Origin of the sequence: Mesorhizobium sp. Pch-S (genome assembly GCF_004136315.1) — a bacterium.
Lineage (GTDB): Bacteria > Pseudomonadota > Alphaproteobacteria > Rhizobiales > Rhizobiaceae > Mesorhizobium.
The window spans coordinates 4087420-4110387 of the sequence record NZ_CP029562.1 but is presented as its reverse complement, the minus strand read 5'-3'; the positions used below and the strand labels follow the sequence as shown (position 1 = coordinate 4110387).

The 22968-nt window shown below is 62.6% G+C and carries 15 protein-coding genes and 1 pseudogene; 1 reads left to right on the top strand and 15 read right to left on the bottom strand.

Annotated elements, in window-relative coordinates:
• Positions 1-72: 72 nt before the first annotated feature.
• The 9 genes from C1M53_RS19265 to C1M53_RS19225 form a co-directional block, all read right to left on the bottom strand.
• Positions 73-2085: a putative 2-aminoethylphosphonate ABC transporter permease subunit gene (locus C1M53_RS19265; protein WP_129413699.1), complete on the bottom strand. Its 2013-nt coding sequence runs from the start codon at positions 2083-2085 to the stop codon at positions 73-75.
• Between the two features lies 1 nt (position 2086).
• Positions 2087-3241: a putative 2-aminoethylphosphonate ABC transporter ATP-binding protein gene (locus tag C1M53_RS19260; RefSeq protein WP_129413698.1), complete on the bottom strand. Its 1155-nt coding sequence runs from the start codon at positions 3239-3241 to the stop codon at positions 2087-2089.
• A gap of 86 nt (positions 3242-3327) precedes the next feature.
• Positions 3328-4350, bottom strand: coding sequence for a putative 2-aminoethylphosphonate ABC transporter substrate-binding protein (locus C1M53_RS19255; protein WP_129413697.1), 1023 nt, complete (start codon positions 4348-4350; stop codon positions 3328-3330).
• A gap of 381 nt (positions 4351-4731) precedes the next feature.
• Positions 4732-5847 carry a TIGR03364 family FAD-dependent oxidoreductase gene (locus C1M53_RS19250; RefSeq protein ID WP_129413696.1) on the bottom strand — a complete coding sequence of 372 codons (1116 nt, stop codon included), beginning with the start codon at positions 5845-5847 and terminating at the stop codon, positions 4732-4734.
• A gap of 44 nt (positions 5848-5891) precedes the next feature.
• Complete coding sequence (locus C1M53_RS19245) at positions 5892-7238, bottom strand: aspartate aminotransferase family protein (protein WP_129413695.1); 1347 nt, start codon at positions 7236-7238, stop codon at positions 5892-5894.
• Between the two features lie 53 nt (positions 7239-7291).
• Positions 7292-8746 (bottom strand): phosphonoacetaldehyde dehydrogenase, encoded by a 1455-nt coding sequence (phnY, locus tag C1M53_RS19240; protein ID WP_129413694.1) that lies wholly within the window; start codon positions 8744-8746, stop codon positions 7292-7294.
• Between the two features lie 10 nt (positions 8747-8756).
• Positions 8757-10019, bottom strand: a complete 1263-nt coding sequence (gene phnA / locus C1M53_RS19235) for a phosphonoacetate hydrolase (protein ID WP_129413693.1) — start codon at positions 10017-10019, stop codon at positions 8757-8759.
• Positions 10020-10048: 29 nt separating this feature from the next.
• Positions 10049-11245, bottom strand: a complete 1197-nt coding sequence (locus C1M53_RS19230; RefSeq protein WP_129413692.1) for a 2-aminoethylphosphonate--pyruvate transaminase — start codon at positions 11243-11245, stop codon at positions 10049-10051.
• 105 nt (positions 11246-11350) lie between these two features.
• Positions 11351-13021, bottom strand: coding sequence for a Na/Pi cotransporter family protein (locus C1M53_RS19225; protein WP_129413691.1), 1671 nt, complete (start codon positions 13019-13021; stop codon positions 11351-11353).
• Between the two features lie 99 nt (positions 13022-13120).
• Between C1M53_RS19225 and C1M53_RS19220 the strand changes: the two genes are divergently transcribed.
• On the top strand, positions 13121-13987 hold the full coding sequence (locus C1M53_RS19220; RefSeq protein ID WP_129413690.1) for a LysR substrate-binding domain-containing protein: 867 nt from the start codon (positions 13121-13123) through the stop codon (positions 13985-13987).
• 25 nt (positions 13988-14012) lie between these two features.
• Here the strand turns inward: C1M53_RS19220 and C1M53_RS19215 are convergent, their stop codons facing one another.
• The 6 genes and pseudogenes from C1M53_RS19215 to C1M53_RS19190 all read right to left on the bottom strand — a co-directional run bounded on the left by C1M53_RS19215 (position 14013) and on the right by C1M53_RS19190 (position 22937).
• Entirely contained in the window at positions 14013-15113 is a 1101-nt protein-coding gene (locus tag C1M53_RS19215; protein WP_129413689.1) for an ABC transporter ATP-binding protein, read from the bottom strand.
• Between the two features lie 19 nt (positions 15114-15132).
• Positions 15133-16841, bottom strand: a pseudogene (locus C1M53_RS19210) (iron ABC transporter permease).
• A 110-nt stretch (positions 16842-16951) separates the two neighbouring features.
• Entirely contained in the window at positions 16952-18271 is a 1320-nt protein-coding gene (locus tag C1M53_RS19205) for an extracellular solute-binding protein (protein ID WP_129413688.1), read from the bottom strand.
• Between the two features lie 150 nt (positions 18272-18421).
• Positions 18422-19753, bottom strand: coding sequence for a sigma-54 dependent transcriptional regulator (locus C1M53_RS19200; protein WP_129413687.1), 1332 nt, complete (start codon positions 19751-19753; stop codon positions 18422-18424).
• A complete protein-coding gene (locus C1M53_RS19195; protein ID WP_245488207.1) occupies positions 19750-21669 on the bottom strand; it encodes an ATP-binding protein in 1920 nt (639 codons plus the stop codon). The genes C1M53_RS19200 and C1M53_RS19195 overlap by 4 nt, the downstream gene beginning before the upstream one ends.
• Positions 21657-22937, bottom strand: a complete 1281-nt coding sequence (locus tag C1M53_RS19190) for an extracellular solute-binding protein (RefSeq protein ID WP_281040936.1) — start codon at positions 22935-22937, stop codon at positions 21657-21659. The genes C1M53_RS19195 and C1M53_RS19190 overlap by 13 nt, the downstream gene beginning before the upstream one ends.
• Positions 22938-22968 lie beyond the last annotated feature (31 nt).

Sequence of the window (22968 nt, the reverse complement as noted above, 5' to 3'; positions counted from 1 at the left end):
ACCGGAGCACTCGGCACGGTCCGCGAGGCTGCAGATAGCAAACTTCCGAGCAGGGACCTTAATCTCCAGCTCTCATCTCGCCCGCCAGACCTGAGTTCGCGACAGCAGGAAACGTGACACCGCCGCATGGATCAGTCGCGCTGCGATGTTGGTGTAGAAGATCATCATGCCCATCGCGGCGGCCGGCGCGACATCACCGGCATCGTCCATGTTGAGCACGGCCACCGAGGCAAGCTGCGTCTGCGTCGAATAGAGGAACACCACGGCCGAAACGGTCGTCATGGCGTTAACGAACAGATAGATCGAGATATCGAGGATCGCCGGCAGGCAGACCGGCAGCGTGACGCGGAAAAACAGCTTGTGGAACGGTTGCTTCAGTGAGGCCGCCACCGGCTCGAACTCGCGGTCCATCTGCTTCAGCGCCGTCAGCGCGGTGAGATGCGATACGGTGTAGAAATGGGTGATCGTGCAGACCACCAGGATGGTCATAGTGCCGTAGATGGCGTGCAGCGGGTTGGCCGGGTTGTTGAAGAAGAAGATGTAGGCAAGGCCGAGCACCATGCCGGGCACCGCCATCGGCAGCATGGCGAGGAACTGGAACAACGAACGCCCGGCTCGGAAGCCGTCGCTTTTTTCCACCATATAGGCACCGATGAAGACGATGATGGTGCCGAAGAAAGCGGTCAGGAGCGCCATCCTGATCGAGTTGTGGTAGGAGGCCCAGCCGCCGCCATCCATCAGGTCGAAGCGGAAATTCTTCAGGCTCGGCGTCAGGTCGTAGGGCCAGAACTTCACCATTGCCGCCAGCTGGCAGACACCGATCATGGTCAGGATGAACGCCGCGATCAGGGCGCAGTAGGCAAAACAGCCCCAGTCGAAGCCATGGTTCGGTTTCGGCTCGTAGGGCACCGAGCGGGCAGACAGCAGCGCGACCTGTTTCTTCTGGATGGTGCGGTCGACGAAGAACGCTGCGATCGCCGGAATGATAAGCAGCACCGACACCACCGCGCCCATCTCGAAATTCTGCTGGCCGATGACCTGCTTGTAGATGTCGACGGCGAGCATGTTGTACTGGCCGCCAATGACCTTGGGCAGGCCGAAATCGGTGATCACCATGGTGAAGACGACGAAGGCAGCAGACACGATACCGTAGCGCGCGCCGGGCACCGTCACCGTCCAGAAGGTGCGCCATTTGGTGGCACGCAAAGCCACCGCTGCTTCGTAGTGGCGGGCGTCAGCAACGCTGAGCGACGTCGAGATGATGAGCAGCGCGTGCGGCAGCGTGAAGAAGACCGAACCGATGACGATGCCGATCGGCCCGTAGATCGAATGGCCCATCATCCAGCTTTTCAACAGGCCCTGGTTGCCGAACAGATAGACCAGCGCGATGCCGGGAAGCAGCGACGGCACCAGGATCGGCACCGTCATGATCAGCCGGAACAAGCCCTTGCCGCGCATGCGGCTGCGATTGAGCGCATAGGCAAGACCGAAGGCGATGGCGATGACCAGCACCGTACTGACGACGCCCATCAGCACGGAGTTCCAGATCGCCTGCGCCAGCGAGGGCGTGGAGAAATAGGCGACGAAATTGTCAAAGCCGACGGTGCGCGCCGGGCGCAGCACCACGCGGCGGAAGGTGTTGGAATCGACCTCCACCCAATCCGTGCCGCGCTTCAGGTCCGAACCGACCAGGAAGGCGGACTGGTCGGTCGTGCCGCGGATGCGGTATTTGACCGGGCTGCGGAAACTGAAGTCTTCGTACAGCTTGGTCAGCGACAGCCGCCCGTCGGAACCGCTGGCGAGTTGCGCCTCGGAGATCGCCTTGGCATCCGCGTTGAGCGCGGCCACGGTACGTGCCGGGCCGAAAGCGGCACCGCTTTCATCGCTGCGCGCAATCTCGAAGGTGTCGAGATCGAAGCGGTAGGTCGACATCGACTTCGACAGCAGCACGTAGAGCGGCGCTGCCAGCGCCAAGACGAGATAAAGCGCGATGACCAGCATGAGGCCGCGCTTGACCATGTCGTCGGACGAAAGATGCAGGCGCGGCGCGCGACCGGCAGGAAGGACAAGAGCTGCGGCGCTCATCTCAGCCCGCCCTTGCAAAAACAAGCATGCGGTTCTGCGGCAACTCCACCCGCATCGCGCCACCTTTCTCGATCCCCAGGCGGCGGATCGCATTGATCGAGAAGTCTGCGACCAGCACACGCTCGCCGAAGCGCGGCGACGACAACCGGCAGCGCCAGAAGCCGCCGAGGAACTCCATCTCCGCCACCGTGACGTCGAGCAGGTTCTGCGGCGTCCTGATGTCTTCGTGCCCGTCAAGCGAATGAGGAATGATGTCGACCGGGCGGATCACTGCTGTTACGTCGCTGCCTTGGGCAAGCTCGCAGGACGCGCAGGCGAGTTCGGTACCGGCGAGCCCGACCGTCTCTCTGTGGATCATCCGCGCCGGGAACTGGTTCGTCTCACCGATGAAGTCGGCGACGAACAGTGTCTTCGGATGGCGATAGACCTCGGTTGGTGTTCCGACCTGTTCGATGACGCCGTGGTTCATCACCACGATGCGATCGGCCATCGAAAGCGCTTCTTCCTGGTCATGGGTGACCATGATGGTGGTGACGCCGAGCTTGCGCTGCAGTTCCTTGATTTCATGGCGCAGATGGACACGCACCTTGGCGTCGAGCGCCGACAACGGCTCATCGAGCAGAAGCAGGCCCGGCGAGACTGCCATGGCACGGGCAAGTGCGATGCGCTGCTGCTGGCCGCCGGACAGCTGAGCCGGATATTTCTTCGCCTGTTCCGACAGGCCGACCAGAGCGAGCAGTTCCGCGACACGAGCCTGGACCTCCGCTTTCGGTCGCCGGGCATTCTCAAGGCCGAAGGCGATATTCCGTTCGATCGTCAGGTTGGGAAACAACGCATAGGACTGGAAGACGATACCATAGTCGCGCTTTGACGGCGGCAGGTTGGAAATGTCCCTGTCAGCCTGCCGGATGGTGCCGCGCGTCTGCAGATCGAGCCCGGCGATGGCACGCAGCAAGGTGGTCTTGCCGCAGCCGGAAGGTCCGAGGAAGCAGATGAACTCGCCTTCCCTGATGTCCAGCGAGACACCTTTCAGCGCGACGAAGTCGCCGAATGTCTTCCACACCTGGTCGATGACCAGATAGCCAGGCCTCTCTGGTGCCTCATGCGCAAGGCGCAGCGGGGCGGCGCCCGCTCCGGTCACGGTCTCGTGTTTCATCTCGTGGCCCATCTTTGGTGCAAGCGGAAACGCTCTGGAGTTCAAGCAGAACGGGCGCCGCTTCTGACGACGCCCGGCTGGAATGTTCAGCTTTTCGGCTCGGACTTGGCGTCGTAGCGCTTTGCCCACTCCGCCAGCACCGCCTTGCGGTTGTTGGCAGCCCACTCGAAGTCGTTCTTGATCATGTGGTCGGCGACATCGGCAGGCAGATGCTCGACCGGCTTGGCGATGCCGGGATAGGCGAGCACGGCGTAGCCTTCATTGTACATCTCGTTGGCCTCTTTAGAGACCGCGAAGTCGACCAGCTTCCTGGCTGCTTCGAGATTGGCGGTGCCGGCAACGATAGCCGTGGCTTCAGCCTCCCAGCCGGAACCTTCCTCGGGGAAGATGATGTCGATCGGCGCACCCGCGGACTTGGCCTTGGCTCCGGGAAACTCGAACGAAACGCCGATCACCGTCTCGCCGGCGCCCGCCATCTTGCAGGGCTTGGAACCCGAATGCGTATAGGCGGAAATGTTCTGGTGCAGGCCATCCATGAAGGCCCACGCATCCTTCTCGCCGAACATCTGCAGCCAGGCCGATACGTCGAGGAAACCGGTGCCCGAGGAGTTCGGATTCGGCATCACCACATGGCCCTTGTATTCGGGCTTGGTCAGGTCCTTCCAGCTCTTGGGCGCTGCGATACCAAGCTTCTTTGCCTCCACGGTGTTGAAGCAGATGGCGGCGACATAGGCATCCATGCCGGTCCAGGACGGTGGGTTGGCACTGTCGACGAAACGCTTGTCGAGCTTGTCGACGCCGGCCGGCGCATAAGGCTCCAGCATGCCCTCGCTTTTGAGCAGGAGCAGCGAGGTCGCGGCCAGCCCCCAGACGACATCGGCCTGCGGATTGTCCTTCTCGGCAAGCAGCTTCGCCGTCATCACGCCGGTGGAGTCGCGCACCCAGTTGATCTTGATGTCCGGATAGGCTTTTTCGAAAGTGGCCTTGTAACGGTCGAGGTCGACGGCCTCGATCGCGGTGTAGACCGTCAGATTGGTTTCGGCGATCGCCGCCGAGGCAGCGAAGGTTGCAGCAAGCGCTGCAAGCACGGATGCTATGCGAGATTTCATGGCTTGGATTCCCCGTCTGGTGGCACATTCTTCGATGCATTGGGACGCCGGTTTGCGGCTGTACCGGCCCAGAGATGCCGGCACGCGTCGTCCATGAGCCACTCTAGATGAGGCCAATACGATAAGTGAAATCTATTTATCCTATGATGGAATAGGTTCTACTGATGTTTGTCACACGGGTGTCACGCAAGACTTCCGAGCGCCGACAGTCGACATGAAGCGCTTCGCCTCCGACGCGTATCGCTGCACCCCGGAGACCATTTCACATTGATCGATATGAACGAAACGCACGCAGTGAAGCGGAGCGTATTTCAGTATGTGAGCATCCGAGTGCGGAGATCCGCTATTTGCACCCCGCATCATCCATTGAAACGGTCTGTGTCAGCCAAACAACTCCGCCACCGTCTCTTCGCCCAGCGCAAAGCCGGTGCTGGCACCAGTGCCGGACGTAACCATCACCAGACGGACATCCTCATGCGGGGCGTCGCGAAACGCGGCGTGGCTGGCTGAGGAATAGGTTCCGGTCCAGCGCGCGGTCACGGTCGGTTGGGCCGCAGGAAACAGCCTGGCGAATTCGCCCAGTATGAGCCGGTCGACCTCATCGGAACCGAAGGGATCCGGTGTCGTGCCGTAGTGGTGGGAATCGCCGATGACCAGCGAGCCGTCGGCACTCTGTGTGACGATGAGATGGACGCCATTGGCAAGTTCACCAGCCTGCTCGCTCTCCAGCCGACGCCGCAACGCCGCTGCCTCCGGCAGCCCCGCATAGCCTTCGTAACGCAACAGGCTGAGATCCGAGACCAGCGCCGAACCCAACTTGAATCCGGGATTGGCGAGGCGCAGCATCTGCAGCTTGCAACGGCGGACGCCATACTGGCCGATGCGCTCGGGAAACAGGCTGGTCAGGTCGTCACCCGGACACACCGCCACCCTTGCCGCATGGATCCGCCCGGCACTGGTCACCACGCTGCCGGGCTCAATCGCGGTGACGGCGACGCCGAAGCGGAATTCGACACCCAACCCTTCGCCCAGGAATGCGGTCAGTTTCGGCAGCACCTCACGCGATTCCACGCGCAGTTCGAACGGGCTGTACAGACCACCGGAGATCTCGGCAGCGTGCAAGGCGGGCTGCCGCGAGATGACATCGGCCGGCGACAGAAGCTCGCATTCGGCGCCATCCGGCGTTGCGGCAAAGGCCTGCAGCACGGCAAGCGCTTCAGGCCGGCGGGCGATCACCAGCTTGCCGCGATGCAGGACGTCGAGCCCGGCCTCATCAGCGAGATCGAGCCAGATGGCGCGGCTTTTTTCGGCGCGCGCACGTGAAATGCCGGGCTCCTGCCCGCTGACCACAACCAGCCCGAAATTGCGGATCGAGGCGCCATTGGCCTGGGCATCGCGATCGATGACCACCACACTCAGGCCGCGTCGCGCGGCGGCAAGCGCATGGGCGAGCCCCACGATACCAGCCCCCACCACCGCCAAGTCATACTGCGTCACTGTCGTCTCCCACTTTCCTGCTTTTTTCTTTGCGAGCCGACCGGTCACCCAGCCATCACAGCGTCTTCGACGATGGCAAGCGCCCGTTCGAGATCTGCCATACCGATGACCAGTGGCGGCGACAGGGTCAGCACGTTGCCGGCGCTGATCTTGAAGCTCAGCCCTTCTTGCAGGCAGCGGTAGTAGACACGTTCTGCCAACTCCCGCGCCGGCCGGTAGCTTTCGCGATCATCGACCAGCTCGACGCCCATCATCAGACCGCGGCCGCGCACCTCGCCGACATGCGGCGAACGGCCGATCAGCTCGGCGAGCCGGTCCATGGCGTAGCCGCCGAGTTCGGCCGCGCGCTCGGCCAGGCCTTCCTCCTCGATGATGGCGATGGTGGTGAGCGCGGCCCGCGCCGTCACCGGGTTCTTTTCATGGGTGTAGTGGCCGATGGCGAAATCGCCGGCGACGTCGAGCGCACGCCTGGCGATGACCGAGGCGATCGGCAACACGCCGCCGCCCAGTGCCTTGCCCAACACCACGATGTCGGGCGTAACGTCGTCATGCTGATGCGAGAAGAATTTTCCAGTCTTGCCGAGACCCGTCGGGATCTCGTCGAAGATCAGCAGCGTGCCATGGCGGTCGCAGGCCTCGCGCACCGCCTTCCAGAAACCAGGCGCCGGCACCAGCGGCGTTGCCCGCATCGGCTCGGCGATGACCGCGGCGAAATCGCCCTCGCGGCCGAGCACATAGGAGATCATGCTGGCGCAGGCCCTGGCCGAGGCCTCGAGACTGTCATGGCCATAGGCGCAGTTGCGGCTGGCCCAGGGCGCGACATGCTCGGTGCCGGTCATAAGCGGACCGGCAATCTGCGAACGGAACGTCGCCTCACCGCCGACGCTGGCGGCACCGAAACCGGCACCGTGGAAAGCATCCCAGAAGGACAGCGTCTTGAAGCGGCCGGTGGCAGCACGCGCGATCTTCAGCGCAACCTCGATGGCGTCGGAGCCACCGGTGGTGAACAGCACTTTCGACAGGTCGGCGGGCGCCAGCTGGCCGAGTTTTTCTGCAAGCTCGACAGCAGGTTCGTTGGCGAAACGGCGCGGCGCGAAGGACAGCTCGTCGAGCTGCCGCTTGATGGCGGCGATCAGGCGCGGATGCGCATAGCCGATATGGTGGACGCTGTTGCCGTGGAAATCCATGAGCCGCCGGCCGGCCAGGTCCTCGATCCAGATGCCCTCGGCTTTGGCGATGGTCGATACGCACGGACTGGACAGCGACTGGTGCAGGAAGGCATCGGCGTCGCGCCGCAGCAGTTCGCGCGACGGCGCATGATCCTGGCGCGCGTCCCAGTCCTTGCGGGCAGGCGCCTTGTTGGACTCCCCTTCGGTGTGCACGATCGCCATGGCCGTCTCCAGGATTCCCGAACGGTGGCAGGTGCGCCCCTGCCACCACCGCCCTACCAGGGCAGTGAGAAGGTCTTGACGTTGGTGTAGGACTTCATCGCCTCGATGACGCCTTCCTTGTAACCGTTGCCGCTGTCCTTGATGCCGCCGAACGGGCTCATCTCGATGCGATAGCCGGGCACTTCCCAGATGTTGACGGTGCCAACCTGCAGACCGGAGATGTATTTCTGCATACGGCGGAAATCGTTGGTGCACACACCCGACGACAGGCCGAAGGCGGTCGAGTTGGACAGCGCGATCAGGGCATCGTCATCGTCCGGGGCGCGGATGATCGGCACGATCGGCCCGAAGGTTTCTTCCATCACCAGTTCTGAGGCGTGCGGCACGCGGTCGACAACGATCGGCGGCAACAGCGCGCCCCTGCGCCCAGGATTGTAGAGCACCTCGGCACCCTGCTCCGCCGCCATGTGCACACGGCGTTCGAACAGCGCGGCTGCCTTTTCATGCACCACGGTGCCGAGTTGCGTGGCAAGGTCCATCGGATCGCCGAACACGATCTTCCTGGCGCGCTCCAGCACCATGGGCACGAAGCGGTCGGCCACCTTCTCCTGCACAAGGATGCGCTTCACCGCCGTGCAGCGCTGGCCGGAATTCTTGGTGGCGCCGGCGACGGCCAGGTCAGCCGCCTTCACGAGATCGTCGTCGGACAGATCGTTGAGGATGATCAGGGGATCGTTGCCGCCAAGCTCCAGCACCTGGCGCCGGTAGCCGGCTTTCGACGCGATCATCTTGCCGACCGGCACACCGCCGGTGAAAGTGATCAGCTCGATGTTCGGGTTGGTGATCATCTCGTCGCCGATATCCTGTGGCCAACCGGTGACGACCGACAGCATCTGCGGCGGCAGGCCCGCCTCGTAGAGGATGTCAGCCAGTACCAGCGCCGTCATCGGCGTGAGTTCTGTCGGCTTGACGACGACACAGTTGTTCGTGGCGATCGCCGGCGCCACCTTGTGCGCCACCATGTTGAGCGGGTGGTTGAACGGCGTGATCGCCGAGATCGCCTTGAGCGGCTCGCGCAGCGTGAAGATCTTTCGCTGCTTGCCATGTGGGGTGAGATCGCAGGAGAATATCTGGCCGTCATCCTGGATCGCCATCTGGCCGGCCAGCGTGAACACGTCATAGGCACGGCCGACCTCGTAGAGCGAATCCTGCTTGGAGATGCCGAGCTCCAGCGTGACGAGGTCGGAAATCTCGTCCTTGCGGGCGTTGAGCAGTTCGGCTGTCTTCAAGAGGATTTTCTGGCGCTCGTATCGTGTCAGCTTCGAGGTGTAGCCGGCAGCGATTTCGAAAGCTTCCCTGGCATGGGCCGCCCCGCCAGCCGGCACCGTGCCGGCCACCGTATCGTCCCATGGGTAGCGCACCTCGATGACATCGTCGGCATCGACCTTGCGGCCTGCGATGCGCATCGGCTCGTGCCGGACCTTGATCGACGTTTCTGCCTTGGTCATGGCATCGTCCTCACTGCGCCGGCTGAGCGGCTGCCATCACCGCATAATAGAAGGCATCGAAGTTCCGCAGCAGCGGCGCTTCGGGCTGGTTGGCCAGCACACGGTTGGTGATGAAGGGCACGGCCTGCTCGGTCAGACCACCATGTGAGCGCAGCGGCTCGTCGAGCGCTGCAAGATCATGGCGGTGTTCCGAGGTGCCGATGGTCTTGTTCTCGGCTGACACCATGATGATGTCGCCCATGCGGTCCTCCGGCAGTTCGAAGCGGGCGCAGCCTTCCTCGCGGCCGAGCACCAGCGTGATGCCATCGATCTTGGCGAGCCGCGCCATGATAGCGGCACGGTCGGCGCCCTTCGGCAGATAGGCGGTAGCGAAAGAACCGAGCGCACCATGATGCACGACATAAGGATCGGTGATCGGCAGGATGACGCGCGCGGCATCCTTGCCCAGCCACTCGTCGAGCAGGTCCTGGACATAGACGACGTCGGGCGAACCGTCGGCCTTGTGCTTGGGCTTCATGCCGTGATCGGCGGTGACGACGATAGCGGCACCCAGTGTATCGAGTTCTGCGAGATAGCGGTCGAACATGGCGTAGAAGTCGTTCGCCTGCTTCACGCCCGGCGCATATTTGTGCTGCACGTAGTCGGTGGTGGTCAGGTACATGACGTCCGGCCGGAATTCCCTGAGCAGCTTCACACCGGCCGCGAAGACGAACTCCGACAGTTCGGCGGAATAGACTTCCGGCACCGGGCGGCCGAGCCAGGCGGAGGCATTGTCGATGCCGTTGGCGGCCTTCGTCGTGGTGTCCGCCTTCTCGGAAGAGAAGCAGACGGCGCGGTTGTCGTCATAGGCCAACCCATGGCCGAGCAGCGCGCGCAGCTTGTCTTTCGCCGTTACCACCGCCACCTTGGCGCCAGCGTCGTAGAAAGCTTGGAAGACGGTCGGCGCACGCAGGAACTTCGGATCGTTCATCATCACCTCCTCGCCCGTTTCCGGATTGTAGAGGTAGTTGCCGCAGATGCCGTGCACAGCCGGCGGACGACCGGTGGCGATGGAGAGGTTGTTGGGGTTGGTGAAGGACGGGATCACCGAATGCGCGGTGCGCACGGTGCCTTTTGCCTTGATGCGTTCCAGCGCCGGCATCAGCCCTGCCTTGATCGCTTCGTCGAGATAGGCTGGCTCGCAGCCGTCCAGGCAGATCGCAATCGCCGGCACCCGTGGCCAGGCATAGTCGCGTCCATTGGCCGAGACGGTGACAGGAGACATCTGGTTCATCGGGGTGGTTCCTTATTGGTTTGGTTCGATCAGGCGGCAAGCTTGGCGCGTTCGGCCAAGGCTGCCTGGGGCGGCGCGGCGCTCGTCACGCCCATTTCGGCCAGCGACTGGCGGGCGGCCTCGACGACACGGCGCATGACGTGTTCATCCATGCGGCCGATGCAGCCGACCCGGAAGGAATCGACCACCGTCAGCTTGCCCGGATAGATGATGAAGCCCTTGTCCTTCATCAGCTCGTAGAAGCGCTCGAAGACGAAGTTGCCGTCCGACGGGCAGAAGAAGGTGACGATGATCGGCGACAGCCAGCGATCGGACAGCAAGGTCTCGAACCCGAGCCGGCGCATGCCTTCGACCATGACGTCGCGGTTCTTCCTGTAGCGTGCGCCGCGGGCGGCGACGCCACCTTCAGCTTCATGCATGCGCAAGGCCTCGAGGAAGGCAGCCACCACATGGGTGGGTGGGGTGAAGCGCCACTGGCCGGTCTTCTCCATCGCAGCCCATTGCGCGTGGATGTCGAGCGACAGCGAGTGGCTGTTGCCCTTGGCCTTTTCCAGCTCGCTTTTCCTGGCGATGACGAAACCGAAGCCCGGCACGCCCTCGATGCATTTGTTGGCCGAGGAGACCATCGCCTCGTAGCGGATCCTGCCGACTTCGAGAGGGATGGCACCGAACGCGCTCATGGAATCGACCAGCAGCTTGCGGCCCCTGGCATAGACGGCTTCAGAAATCTCGGCGACCGGATTGAGGATGCCGGAACTGGTCTCGCAATGGATGGCGAGAACATGGGTGATGGCCGGATCGGCATCGAGGGCTGCCCCCACCTCGTCGCCACGCGGCGGCAGGTAGTCCCCCTTGTCGATCAGCGTGTAGGCGCGGCCGAGATACTGCATGGTCTGCGCGGCGCGCAGACCATAGGCGCCGTTGGCGAGAACCAGCACCTTGCCGTCCTTCGGCACGAAGGAGCCGAGCATCGCCTCAACGCAGAAGGAACCGGAGCCCTGGATCGGCACGCAGTCATATTCGCCCTTGCTGTCGCCGATCAACGCCAGCAGGCGGCGGCGCAGATCGGCGGTCATCGCCCGGAAATCGCCATCCCAGGACCCCCAGTCGCGCAGCATCGCCTGCTTGACGGCGTAGGCTGTGGTCAGCGGTCCCGGCGTCAGCAGATAGGGCTCACCCAGGGCCGGCGGATCGAAACCTTCTACAGGCGAAAATTCGGCTCGCATCGACTGTCCTCCACCGCGCAACGATATGGCGCTTCGATGTGAGGATTGTTGCAGAGAACCAGATATCTGAAAAATCGTTATTTTGTATCCGAAGATAAGTTTAATTTATGACCTGGTCACACGCACGAGACGACTGCTGGCGAGGTCGCCGGTGCGGGTCAGCAGCGGGTAGGCGGTCGCCACCAGCAGCGAATTGATCTCCTTGAAGGCGCGCACGGCTTCGAGGTGGATGTCGCTGGTTTCGATGCTCTCGATCCTGCCGGACTGGAGCCGGCGCAGATGACGCTCATGGCTCTCGCGCTGCATGGCGCGGACGTGCTCCTTCTCGGCGACCAGCTGGCGCGCGGAGGCGACGTCATTGGAGATCAATACGTTCAGCGCGAGCTGCGAGTTTTCGACAACACGGGCGTGCAGCTCGTCGAGCTCACGCCAACCCTCGGCGGAAAACTGCAATGCCTTTTCGGCCCGCTCGGATGCCAGCAGCAGGAGGTTCTTGGCGATGATATCACCCGCATATTCGAAATTGATCGCAACATCGGTTAGCTCGATGCCACGGCGTGCCTCATCTCCCGTGAGCTCACCGCGATTGACCTCGGCGATGTAGAGCTTGATGCCGGTATGCGTGTCGTTGATCTCGTCGTCGATGCCGCGCAGCCGGGCGATCTGTTCGGACGTTCCAGAGCGGAACATGTCCATGACCGGCCGGAACATCTGCTCGACCAGTTCGCCCATGCGCAGCAGTTCGCGTGTCGCGCTGGCCAGTGCCAGGGTCGGGCTACCGATCACCGAGCGGTCGAGCGCGCTGAGCCGTTGACGGGCGATGTCCGCCTCCCCTTCACCTGGAGCCTGCTGCGTCACACGTGTCGCCAGCCGGGCGACCGGCTTGACGAAAGGCAGGCACGACAGGGCAAGCACGGCATTGAAGGCGAGGTGGAAATCGACCAGCGCCGTCGCCGGATCCAGTCCGCGCAGGATGGCAGGCACGCCGAGGGTTTCGACCATCACCAGCGCAATGACGGCCGCAGCCGCGCGAAACAACAGATTGCCAAGCGGCAGCCGCTGCGCCGCCCCGTCCATGGAGCGCGACAGCCAGAAGGCAATCAACCCGCTGCCGATATTAGCGCCAAGGATCAGCGGCAAGCCGGCTTCGAGCGGGATGACGCCTTGGGCGGCAAAGGCGGAGATCATGAGAATTGCCGCGACGCTTGAGTGGATCAGCCAGGTGAACAGCGCGCCGAGCAGCACGGCCATCATGGCGTCGCTCGCCAGATAGCCGGCGATCACCGGCAGCAACTCGGCATGACGCAGCGGGCCTGTCGCTTCGCCGATGAAGCGAAGTGACAACAGGATGAAGCCGATGCCGAGCAGCATGCGCCCGGTTTCGCGCAGCCTCTCGCCGGAGAGTTTGAGATGCATGATGCCACCGATCAGCAGACAGACCGGAACCAGCCAGCCAAGATCGAAGGACAGGATGCGCACGACCAGCGCCGAGCCGAAATCGGCGCCAAGCAGCAGCGCCAGTCCCACCGGCACGGCGAGCAGGCCGCTGGCAACGAAGCCGCAGGCGATCATCGCCACCGCGGTCGAGCTCTGCAACATCACCGCCATCGCCGCTCCGCCTGTTACAGCGTGCAACGTGCCGCCTTTTGCCTCGCCGAACAGCCGGCGCAGCAGCCCCGCATAGGCGCGCTCCATCCCGGTGCGCACCATGTGCACGGCATAGAGCAGCAACAGGGTCGCGCCTGCGAGATGCAGCAAGAGAAGTGAAAAATGCATGGCCGGCATCCTCTCGTCGAAAAAACATCAGCCCGGCCTTTACATAAGTCAATTCGTTAGTTTCTATGGTTGCATCGTCTCCGTTTATGGAAAGAAGCCATGCGATACGTGCAGTTGCGGGCCTTCCACTATGTCGCCGTCTGCGGCGGTTTTTCGCGCGCCGCCGAGACGCTGTTCCTGACCCAGCCGGCGATTTCCGACCAGGTTCGCAAGCTGGAGGAAGAATATGACGTGCTGCTCTTCAACCGCCACAAGAAGCAGGTGACGCTGACGGCGCAGGGCGAGCGGTTGCTCGAGATCACGCATCGCATGTTCGACAATGAGCAGCAGGCCAATGACCTTTTGTCGGAATCGCGCGCCCTGCGTGCAGGTACGCTGCGCATCATCGCCGACGCCGCGCACCATCTGCTGCACGTCCTGGCGGCATTCCGGGCGAAATACCCCGGCGTTCAGGTGTCGCTCAGGGCCGGCAACACCGAAACCGTGATCTCCGGTCTCTATGCCTATGAGGCGGACATGGGCGTGCTGGGTGAAATCCCGGAAAGCTCCGACTTCCAGATCCTGAAGCTCAATTCCTCGCCGATCATCGCCTTCGTCGCTCACAACCACCCGCTGGCCAGTGCGAAGAAGCTCGCGCTGGCCGATATCGTCTCGCATCCGCTGGTGCTACGCGAGCGCGGCTCGAAGACCCGCTTCAAGCTGGAGGCGCTGGCTGCCGAAATGCGCGTCGACCTGAAGCCCGCGATCGAGGCAGAAGGCCGCGAGGCCGTGCGTGAGATCGTGGCATCGGGCGCCGGCGTCGGCTTCGTCACCAAGGCCGAGTTCGGCTATGACGGGAGGCTGAAACCGATCCAGATCGAGGCACCGGAAGTGCTGATGGACGAAGCCCTCATCTGCCTGCGCGAACGCGCCAGCGGCAAGCTGGTCAAGGCCTTCTGGGACCTGGCGATGAGCTTGCCGAGTTGATGTTCGCCGGTCTGGCGCGGGATCATCAGTCCGCCAGCCAGAGCGCCGACTCCGGTTTGAAGCCGATAGTGGTCTCCCTGCCGGCTTCGAGCAGGGAACCACCCGAGTGGAATGGCGCATCGACGAGCACCGTGGCGGTTCCGACCTGGACGCCGTAACGCACGGTAGCCCCGAGGAACTCGCGATGCGCGATCCTGCCCGGCAACGATACGGAACCCGGTTCATCGACGCCGATCGCGACATATTGCGGGCGCAGCACCAGCTTGGCGCCTTCAGGCACGTCCGCATGAGCCGGGATCGGGATGGAGCCGGCGCCGGAAACGTCGAAACGCCGTGAATTCCCTCCACCCGTCACGCTTCCACCAAGGATATTCGCCGTGCCGAGGAAGTTGGCGACGAACAGATTGGCCGGCTTCTCATAGAGCCCCATTGGCGTGCCGACCTGCTGGATGCGGCCCTCGTTGAAAACGGCGATGCGATCGCACACCGTATTCGCCTCTTCCTGGTCGTGGGTGACGAAGATGGTCGTCAGGTGCAGCCGCTGCTGCAATTCCCTGAGCTCGCGTCGCACCTCCACGCGCATCTTGGCGTCGAGATTGGAGAGCGGCTCATCAAGCAAAAGCACTCTGGGCTCGATCGCGATGGTTCGCGCCAGCGCCACGCGCTGTTGCTGGCCGCCAGAGAGTTGCGCCGGACGGCGCTCCGCAAGGTGCTTGAGCCCGACCAGATCGAGCGCGGCGTTCACCCGGCGCTCGACTTCGGCCTTGCGCAGGCGCCGCTCTTCCAGGCCAAAGGCAACGTTCTGCGCCACCGTCATATGTGGCCAGAGCGCATAGGACTGGAACACCATGCCGATCTCGCGCTTCCAGGGCGGCATGTCGAGGATATCGTCACCACCGATCACCACCTTTCCCTGGCGGGCATGGTTGAAACCCGCGATCAGTCTGAGCAATGTCGTCTTTCCACAGCCGGAGGGGCCGAGAAAGGCGAAAAACTCGCCAGGCCTGATCTCGAGGTTGATGTCCTTCAGCACGTGTTGCTGGCCATAGTAGAGATTGACATCGCTGATGCGGACGGCCCTGGCAGCTCCACGGGAGCCCGCGTCATTTCGGATTTCAATGTTCATCGTTCGCTCCCTGGAGTTCTTATTTGTGCATCCCGAGCGTCTTCTGGCGACGCTCGACCACGTAGTGGGACAACAGCGTGCAGACCGCGACCATGATGACGGCGATAACGCCGAGTGCCGCCCCCGGCCCGCGTCCGGCGGGTGACTGCATGAAGACGTAGAGCCCGTAAGCTATGGGTGCGTCGGAATTGCTCTGGATGAGCATCAGCGTTGCCGAAAGCTCGACGGCCGCGGTCGAGAAAGAGGTGACGAAACCCGCCAGCAGACCACCGGTCATGAGCGGCAGCACGATGCGCCGGATGGTGCGCTGCTTGGTGGCGCCGAGGTTTTCCGCCGCTTCCTCGAGCGACTGCGAGACCTGCTGCAGCGCCGCGTAGCAGGCCCGCAGGGCATAAGGCATCGGCGGATGGCAAGCGCCAGCACGACCATCACCCAGAGGGTTGCAAGCGGGGTCCCATCGGGCAGGGTGACGCCGTAGAAGGTGCGGAGATAGCCGATGCCGAGCACCACCCCGGGGATTGCCAGGGCTGCGGTGGCCGCCCAGTCGAGCCAATGCCGACCAATGACCTTGGTGCGCAGCACGAGGTAGGCGATGGCGCCGCCGACGATGACGTCGATGAGACCTGCCAGGCTGGCATAGATCAGCGTGTTCTTGATGTAGAGCGAGCTCTCGCCGAAAACGCGGGTGTAGTGAGCGACCGTAAGACCGTCCGGCAGCGGACTGAACGACCACACAGTGGCCAGCGACAACAGCAGAAGGCCGATGTGTGGCGACAGCACCAGAAGCAGGATCAGTCCCACCACACAATACGCCACCACCGCTTCGCCGCGACCGAGCGGACGCTTGGAAAGCCCGCCGCCGCCACGCTGAACGGTCGAATAGTCCTTGCCGCGCATCGCCACCGCCGACAGCCACATGGCAAAGATCGACACCACGATCAGGATGACCGAGATGACGTAGCCCATCGGATCGGTAAGGCCGACCGAGGTGACGCGCAGATAGGCCTGCGGCGCCAGCATATCCTTGACATTGAGCAGCAGCGGCGTGGCCAGGTCGTCGAAAACCTTGACGAAGACCAGCGAGGCTCCTGCCAGATAACCAGGCATCGCCAGTGGAAAGACGATGCGGCGGAACAGGCGGAAACCGGAGGAGCCTAGGTTCTGGGCCGCCTCTTCCATCGATCGGTCGATGTTGCGCAGGCTGGTCGACAGATTGATCAGGATGAACGGGAAATAGTGCAGGGACTGCACAAAGATGACGCCGTTCAGCCCCTCCATGAAAGGGATGCGGAACCCCAGCCAATCATTGAGCAGGAGGTTGACGGTACCGTTGCGGCCAAAAAGCAATTGCATTGCCACCGCACCGACGAAGGGCGGCATGATCAGGGGAATGAACCCCAGCGTCTGGATCAGGAGCGAGCCGCGGAATTCGAAACGTGTGGTGAGCACAGCCAGAGGCAGGGCGATCAGCGTACCCCAGACCACCGACATGGCCGACACATAGACCGAATTGAAGAAGGACTGCTGGAACAGCCTGGTACGGAAGAAGTCCAGGAAATTGACGATGGTGAGCGCGCCGGTGCCTTTTTCCGTAAAGGCCGTGTAGATCACGGTTCCCGCCGGAATGATCAGGAAGATCGCCAGAAACAGGGCGATCAAGGCAACCGCGGCGATCTGGCCGGGCCTGGCTGAAATACGGTTTATCGGGATTGCGGCAGCAAATGCCATGACTGGCTCCGGATGAGTTCATCATGCCAGGCCTGATGAGGCCAGCACGGAAAACGTAGGTGATCGGAAATGGCCGCCTGCTCGCGCAGACGGCCGACACGCCGGTTCGCTCAGTCGATGAGGTCCAGCGCGGCTTCCGCCTTGCTCTGGGCAGCCGTATATTTCTCGGTGGCGAATGCCGCCCACTGCTGTTCGAGCTCAGCCTGGCGAGCGGTCTTCTGGTCGCCGCCGGTAAATGCATCCCGGATTTCCTGGCTTGCCGCCTGCTCGGCGGTGATCGGCATCGCCGCGATCAGCGAACGCGCCTCCTCGAGCAATCCGCGTGCTTGCGGATTGTCACTTTTGGCCAACGCCCCCTCGGCGGCATGGATTGCCTTGGTCGCCCCCTTCAGCTTGTCGAGCTGGAACGAGATCAGTTGATCGAACAAAGTGTCGACGACATCGGTACGCTTCTTCGAGACATCGGCATCAAAGGTGATCATCGACTGGAAACGCGGATCCTTGAACGGATTCGGGAAGCCTTCGGGAGCCTTTTCATAGAGTGCGGGATTGATCGGCAGGCGGCGGATCGTCGGTTCGAGGAGGACGGTCTGGCCCTTCTCCGAAAGCAGATAGTTGACGAACGCCTCCGCGCCCTTCTGGTTCGGAGCGTTGGCGATGATGCCGATATTGGCCGGGACCACCGTTGTCACCGATGGGTAGGCGAAACTGACCGGGAAGCCGCTCGCCTGCGCCGAGAAGGCGAAGAAGTCGATGACGATGCCGATGCCGGTCTGGCCGGAATTCACGGCATCGGGCACGCCGAACGAGCGCTCGGTGACCTGCTGCAGATTGCCGCCGATGCCTTTGAGCGTCCCCCAACCCTTGTCCCAACCCTCCCCCTGGAGGATCGTCTCGATGGTGAGGTGCGTGGTGCCGGAGCGCGAGGGAGCCGCGATCGCGACATGGTCGTAATATTCCGGCTTCGTCAGGTCACCCCATTCCGTGGGCTTCGCGATGTTGTTGGCTTCGAGATAGCGGTCGTTCGACATGATGCCGTAGCCCGATGCCGCGAAGCCGAAATAGAAGCCATCCGGGTCGTTGACCGGATAGGAGCCGACCTTTTCAGGCAGGCCGGACACGGATGGCGTGAATCTGGTCAAAAGCTTTCGGCTCTTCAGGCTGTCGAAGGCATCCGGCGCGGAAGCCCAGAACAGATCGGTCTGGTTGTTGCCTTTGGTTTCATCGACATATTTGACGCCGGAACTGGTACTCTTGTTCTGGACATCGAGCGTGTAGCCGGGGTTGGCCGCCTCGAAACCGGCCTTGAATGGATCGGTCACATCCTTTGAGAAGGACGTGACGATGGTCACCTTACCGCCCTCTTCAGCGTGAGCGGCAACGATGGCGGCAGCCGAGATCAGCATCGCCGCGGCAATGGTCTTCAACATAAGATACCTCCTCCCAATCACCGCCAGGCTTTGGCGGTTGACCAGGAGTGGAGCAAGCGACGTGCCAGTTGCGGAAATCCCGCAATTCCGGGCTTCCTTGGCGAAGATTGGGTAAAAACGGTAACGTTACCCCGCTGCAGCATGGGTAATTCAGGTAACGTCACCATCCTCGCCACGCGCAGCTATGCCGTGCTTGCGCATCTTGAGGTAGAGCGTCTTGCGCGAAATGCCGAGTGCGTCGGCTGTGGCTCCCACACGCCCTTCCTGAGCGGACAGGCTGTCGAGGATGATGGTGCGTTCCATGCGATCCATCTGCTCTTCCAGCGTCGTCGACTGGCTCGTGTTCCCGTCCGCCCCGAGATCTTCAAGGCCGAGAACGAAGCGCTCGGCGACGTTGCGCAACTCGCGAACGTTGCCCGGCCATGATCGACGCTCAAGCCCTGTCAGGAATGCCGCATCGACCTTCGGTGGTGTCCGCCCCTGGCGCTTGGCCGCAAGCGCCAGGAAATGCCGGAACAGCAGGCCGACATCGCCCTTGCGGACACTGAGTGGCGGCAGTTCTATCCGCGCGATATCAAGCCGATAGGCAAGGTCTTCGCGAAACCGCCCCTGCCCCGCCAGTTGATGCAGGTCGGCCTTGGTGGCAGCCACCACCTGCAGGTCGACGGGCCGTTCCGTATTCGACCCCAGCCGTTCGATGACGCGTTCCTGCAGAACCCGCAGCAGACGAACCTGAGCGGCCAGCGGCATGGATTCGATCTCATCGAGGAACAGGGTGCCACCATCGGCATGTTCGATCTTGCCGATGCGTTTTTCACGCGCCCCGGTAAAGGCACCGGCCTCATGGCCGAAGAGTTCGGACTCCAGCATGGTCTCGGGAATGGCACCACAATTGACGGCGACGAAATTGCCCTTGCGATTGCTGAAATCGTGCAGGGCGCGCGCCGCGACCTCCTTGCCTGTTCCGGTCTCGCCTATGACGAGGATGTCGGTGGCAATGCCGACAACGCGCTTCAATTTCTCGCGCAGCGCAACGACCGGCGCCGAATGACCGATGAGCCGCGTTTCCCAACCATCGGCGTCGGCCGACAAACGCAGACGGCGGTTCTCCAACAGAAGCTGCCGGTGTGCGCGCGCGCGTTTGACCGTCTCGATGAGATGCAGCGGATCGGCCGGCTTTTCGACAAAATCCCATGCGCCCTCACGCATGGCGCGCAAAGCCATCGGAATATCACCATGGCCGGACATCAGCACGATCGGGATATCTGGATCGATGCCGCGCATCAGGGCGATGAGGTCGAAACCATCATGCCCAGGCATTCGCACATCCGAGACGATGACTGCTTCGGTGTCGGCTCTGATAATGGAAACGGCGGCGGCCACTGAAGCATGGGCGGCAACTTCGAGGCCTTCAAGTTCCAGCACCTCGCGGTAACCATCAAGCACGTTGGCATCGTCATCGACGAGGATGACATCGATCATCTTTCGGGTCCTTTCAACCGGACCTGGAAGCGTGTGCCTTGCGGCCCGCTCTCGATCACCGTGATGTCGGCGCCGAAGTCCTTGACGATGTTGTAGGAGATGGAAAGACCGAGACCGAGGCCGGTCCCTGCTGGTTTGGTGGTGAAGAACGGATCGAACACCGCCTGCAAATCCGCGGTGGCGATCCCGGATCCGGTGTCGGCGACAATCAGGCTCGCACCATCGGCTGTCGGCCTGGCCGTTACCGTCACGCTGCGCCGCGTCGTCTCCTTCACGGCATCAAGCGCGTTGGTGACGAGGTTGACGACAACCTGCTCCAGCCTGATCGGCTCGGCCAGGACCAGCATCGTTTCATCGGCGAGGTCCAGTCGAAGTTCTGTCTCTTCTTCGTCGAAGCGATGCTCAAGCAGGCTGAGAGCATCAGCGATCACCGCCTTCAGCTCGATCGCACGCAATTGGGCGTCCGGACGTCGGGCGAAGCGGCGAATATGGCTGATCTGGTCGGCCATGCGCCCCGTCAGCGCCTTGATCTTTTCCAGATTGACCAGCGCCTGCTCACTGTTGCCGCGGCTGATCAGTGTCGAGCCACTGTGGATATGGGCGCGGATCGCCGCCAGCGGTTGGTTGAGCTCATGCCCTATTCCCGCGGCCATCTGGCCGAGAGCTGCAAGTTTTGCCGATTGGATGAGTTCGTCCCGTGTCTGGCGAAACAGCGCCAGCGCATGAGCGAGATCGCCGAGCTCGTCTGGTTCGATGGGTGGAAGCTGGACCGAGTGCCGTCCCTCGCCGATGTTGCCCGCAGCCACCGCCAATTGACGGATACGCGACAGCACATTGCGGTGCACGTAGAGATAGCCGATGGCGATTGCCACAGTGACCGACAGCAACGCGATCGCGGCCAGCAGTTTGCGGCCGATGTCGATGGCCTGCGCGGCGCGCAGACTGGCGGCGTTGGCACTCGCCTGAATGGCGGTGACTTCGGCCTCGATATTGCGGCCCAGGGTTTCCACGAGCCGCGCATTCTCCTGCGCTAACTCACTCAATTTGACGGCCTGCGCCATCTCGGAATTCTTCCGGTTCGGAATCCCCGTGCGCACATTCGCCTGCTCGAGTATCCGACGGGCGAGTTGGCGCAGCGTGATGCTGTCGGGCCATCCGGAAAGCGTGTCCAGTCGCGTGGCCAGTTCGTCGACGCTGTCGCCAAGAAATGCGTTGGTCTCCTGGATCTCCGCGACGGTGGTCGCATTGACCAGTCGGCCGATCAGCCCGATGGCGAGGTTCGCCTGGGACAGCGCGGTCAGAAGCGCCTCACTCTTGCGCTGTTCGCCAAGCGCATTAGAGCCGCCTGGCTTTCGCGCCTCGGCCTCGATGTTGAACCGGATGTCATCGACGAGAGGATCCGCTTCCTCGATCAGATCGGCCTGCAGCCAGCGCAGTTCATCGGTGTCGGCACGCATCGCTTCGAGCAGTGTGAATCGCTTGCCGGCGGCGATGTCTATCCGGCTCAGATTCTCACCGATGGCGCCGGCAACCGGACCGATCTGGGCGACGTCGCGCGCGGCGTCAGGTTGAGTGAGCAGGTCCTGCAAAGCCTTCAGACGCTCAGCATAGACACCACGCACTTCGTCATATTCGGCCCGCGTACCAGCTCCGGTGAGGACAGCCGTTACCGAGCCGATGTCCGCGCCGGCTTTCGACAGACGCGACGCGAAGGCTAGACGCGGCATCTGGGCTTCGACAATTGCCGAAAGCTCCCCCGAAAGCCTAGCATAGGAAAGCCAGCCGACGACGCAGGCTCCGACCGCCAGCCCGACGATGGCCACGAATGCCGCGAACAGGCGACCGCCGATGCCCATCCGCCAGCGCTGTCTGCGCGACAGATCATGAACCGGGATCGTATCGGTTATCGCCGCCATCGGGATCCCTGATCGTCGGAAATTTCAGCGATCAGGGCCTCCGCATCAGCCAGCTTGAGCTCGATGTTGCCGCGCAGACGAGCGGCAAATTCGATCTGAGACGGCGACCACGCGATGCGCCGCGGCCATTCGGCTTTCAAATCACTGTCGAGCCGGCGTGCCTCAGCCTCCGAAATGGGAGGCGCCTCGAGGCTGTGTCGCGCGCGCGACAACAAGGCCTGCGTTCTCGGCGACACGATGTTCATCGCCTCGAATTCAGCAAGGCGTTTCCAAAGACGCGCCAGAACCGCACGGCGGCGGACGACATAGTCGTCGAACATCAGGTTGACGAGGCCGTACCGTTCGGCCGAAAGGCCTGCGTCGAAGGTTGTGTCCTTGAGCAGCCCGGCATCGTTGCCGGGCAACAGCCCGCGATTGAGGGACGGCCTGACTGGAATGCGCCCGACTGCCGGCGTGAGAAGTATGCGCTGGCCTTCTTCCGACAATATGAAATCGATGAAGCGTTCGGCGGCTTCGACGTTTCGGGCGCGCGACAGAATGCCAATGCTGGCAGGCACGAAGACAGTGTCGGACGGCATGACAAAAACCGTGTCATTGGCGCCTATGCTCGGTGTCCGAGCGAGAAAGTCGATCGTGATGCCGATGCCGAACCGGCGCTGGGCGACACCCGAGGCAACACCGAAACTGCGCGCCGTCACTGTGGAAAGATTACCACCCAGGTTCGAAAGCATCGCCCAGCCCTTGTCCCAGCCGTAGGTCTGCAGCAGCGCTTCCACCATCAGATGTGTGGTGCCGGAACGGGAAGGCGTCGTAATGCCGATATGGCCGGAATAGACAGGTTCGAGGAGTTGTTGCCATTCGCGTGGCGGCGCCAGTCCGTACTGCGCCAGATAGGCTCCGTTGTAGACGATGCCGTAGCCCGACAAGGCGAAGCCGAGATAGTAGCCATCCGGATCATTCAACGGATAGCCAAGCACTTTTTCGGGCGCTCCCGTGATACGGGGATGGACCTTTCTCAGACTACCGTGCCGCTTGAGCAGTTCGAAGGCATCCGCAGCCGACGCCCAGAACATATCTGCCGGTTGCTCCTGCTTTTCGATGATGTAGCGACTGGCGCTCGCGGTGTTTCGCTGGATTATCGTGATGCTCACGTCGCGGTTTTTCGCCTCGAACGCCCTCTGGAACGGCTCGAAGAACGCAGCAGGATAAGATGTGACGATCGTAAGCTTGCTCGGCTCGGCAGCCTGCGCGCCGGCGGCGAACCACAACGGAACGAGAAGAAAAACCAGCAGTCGAAAC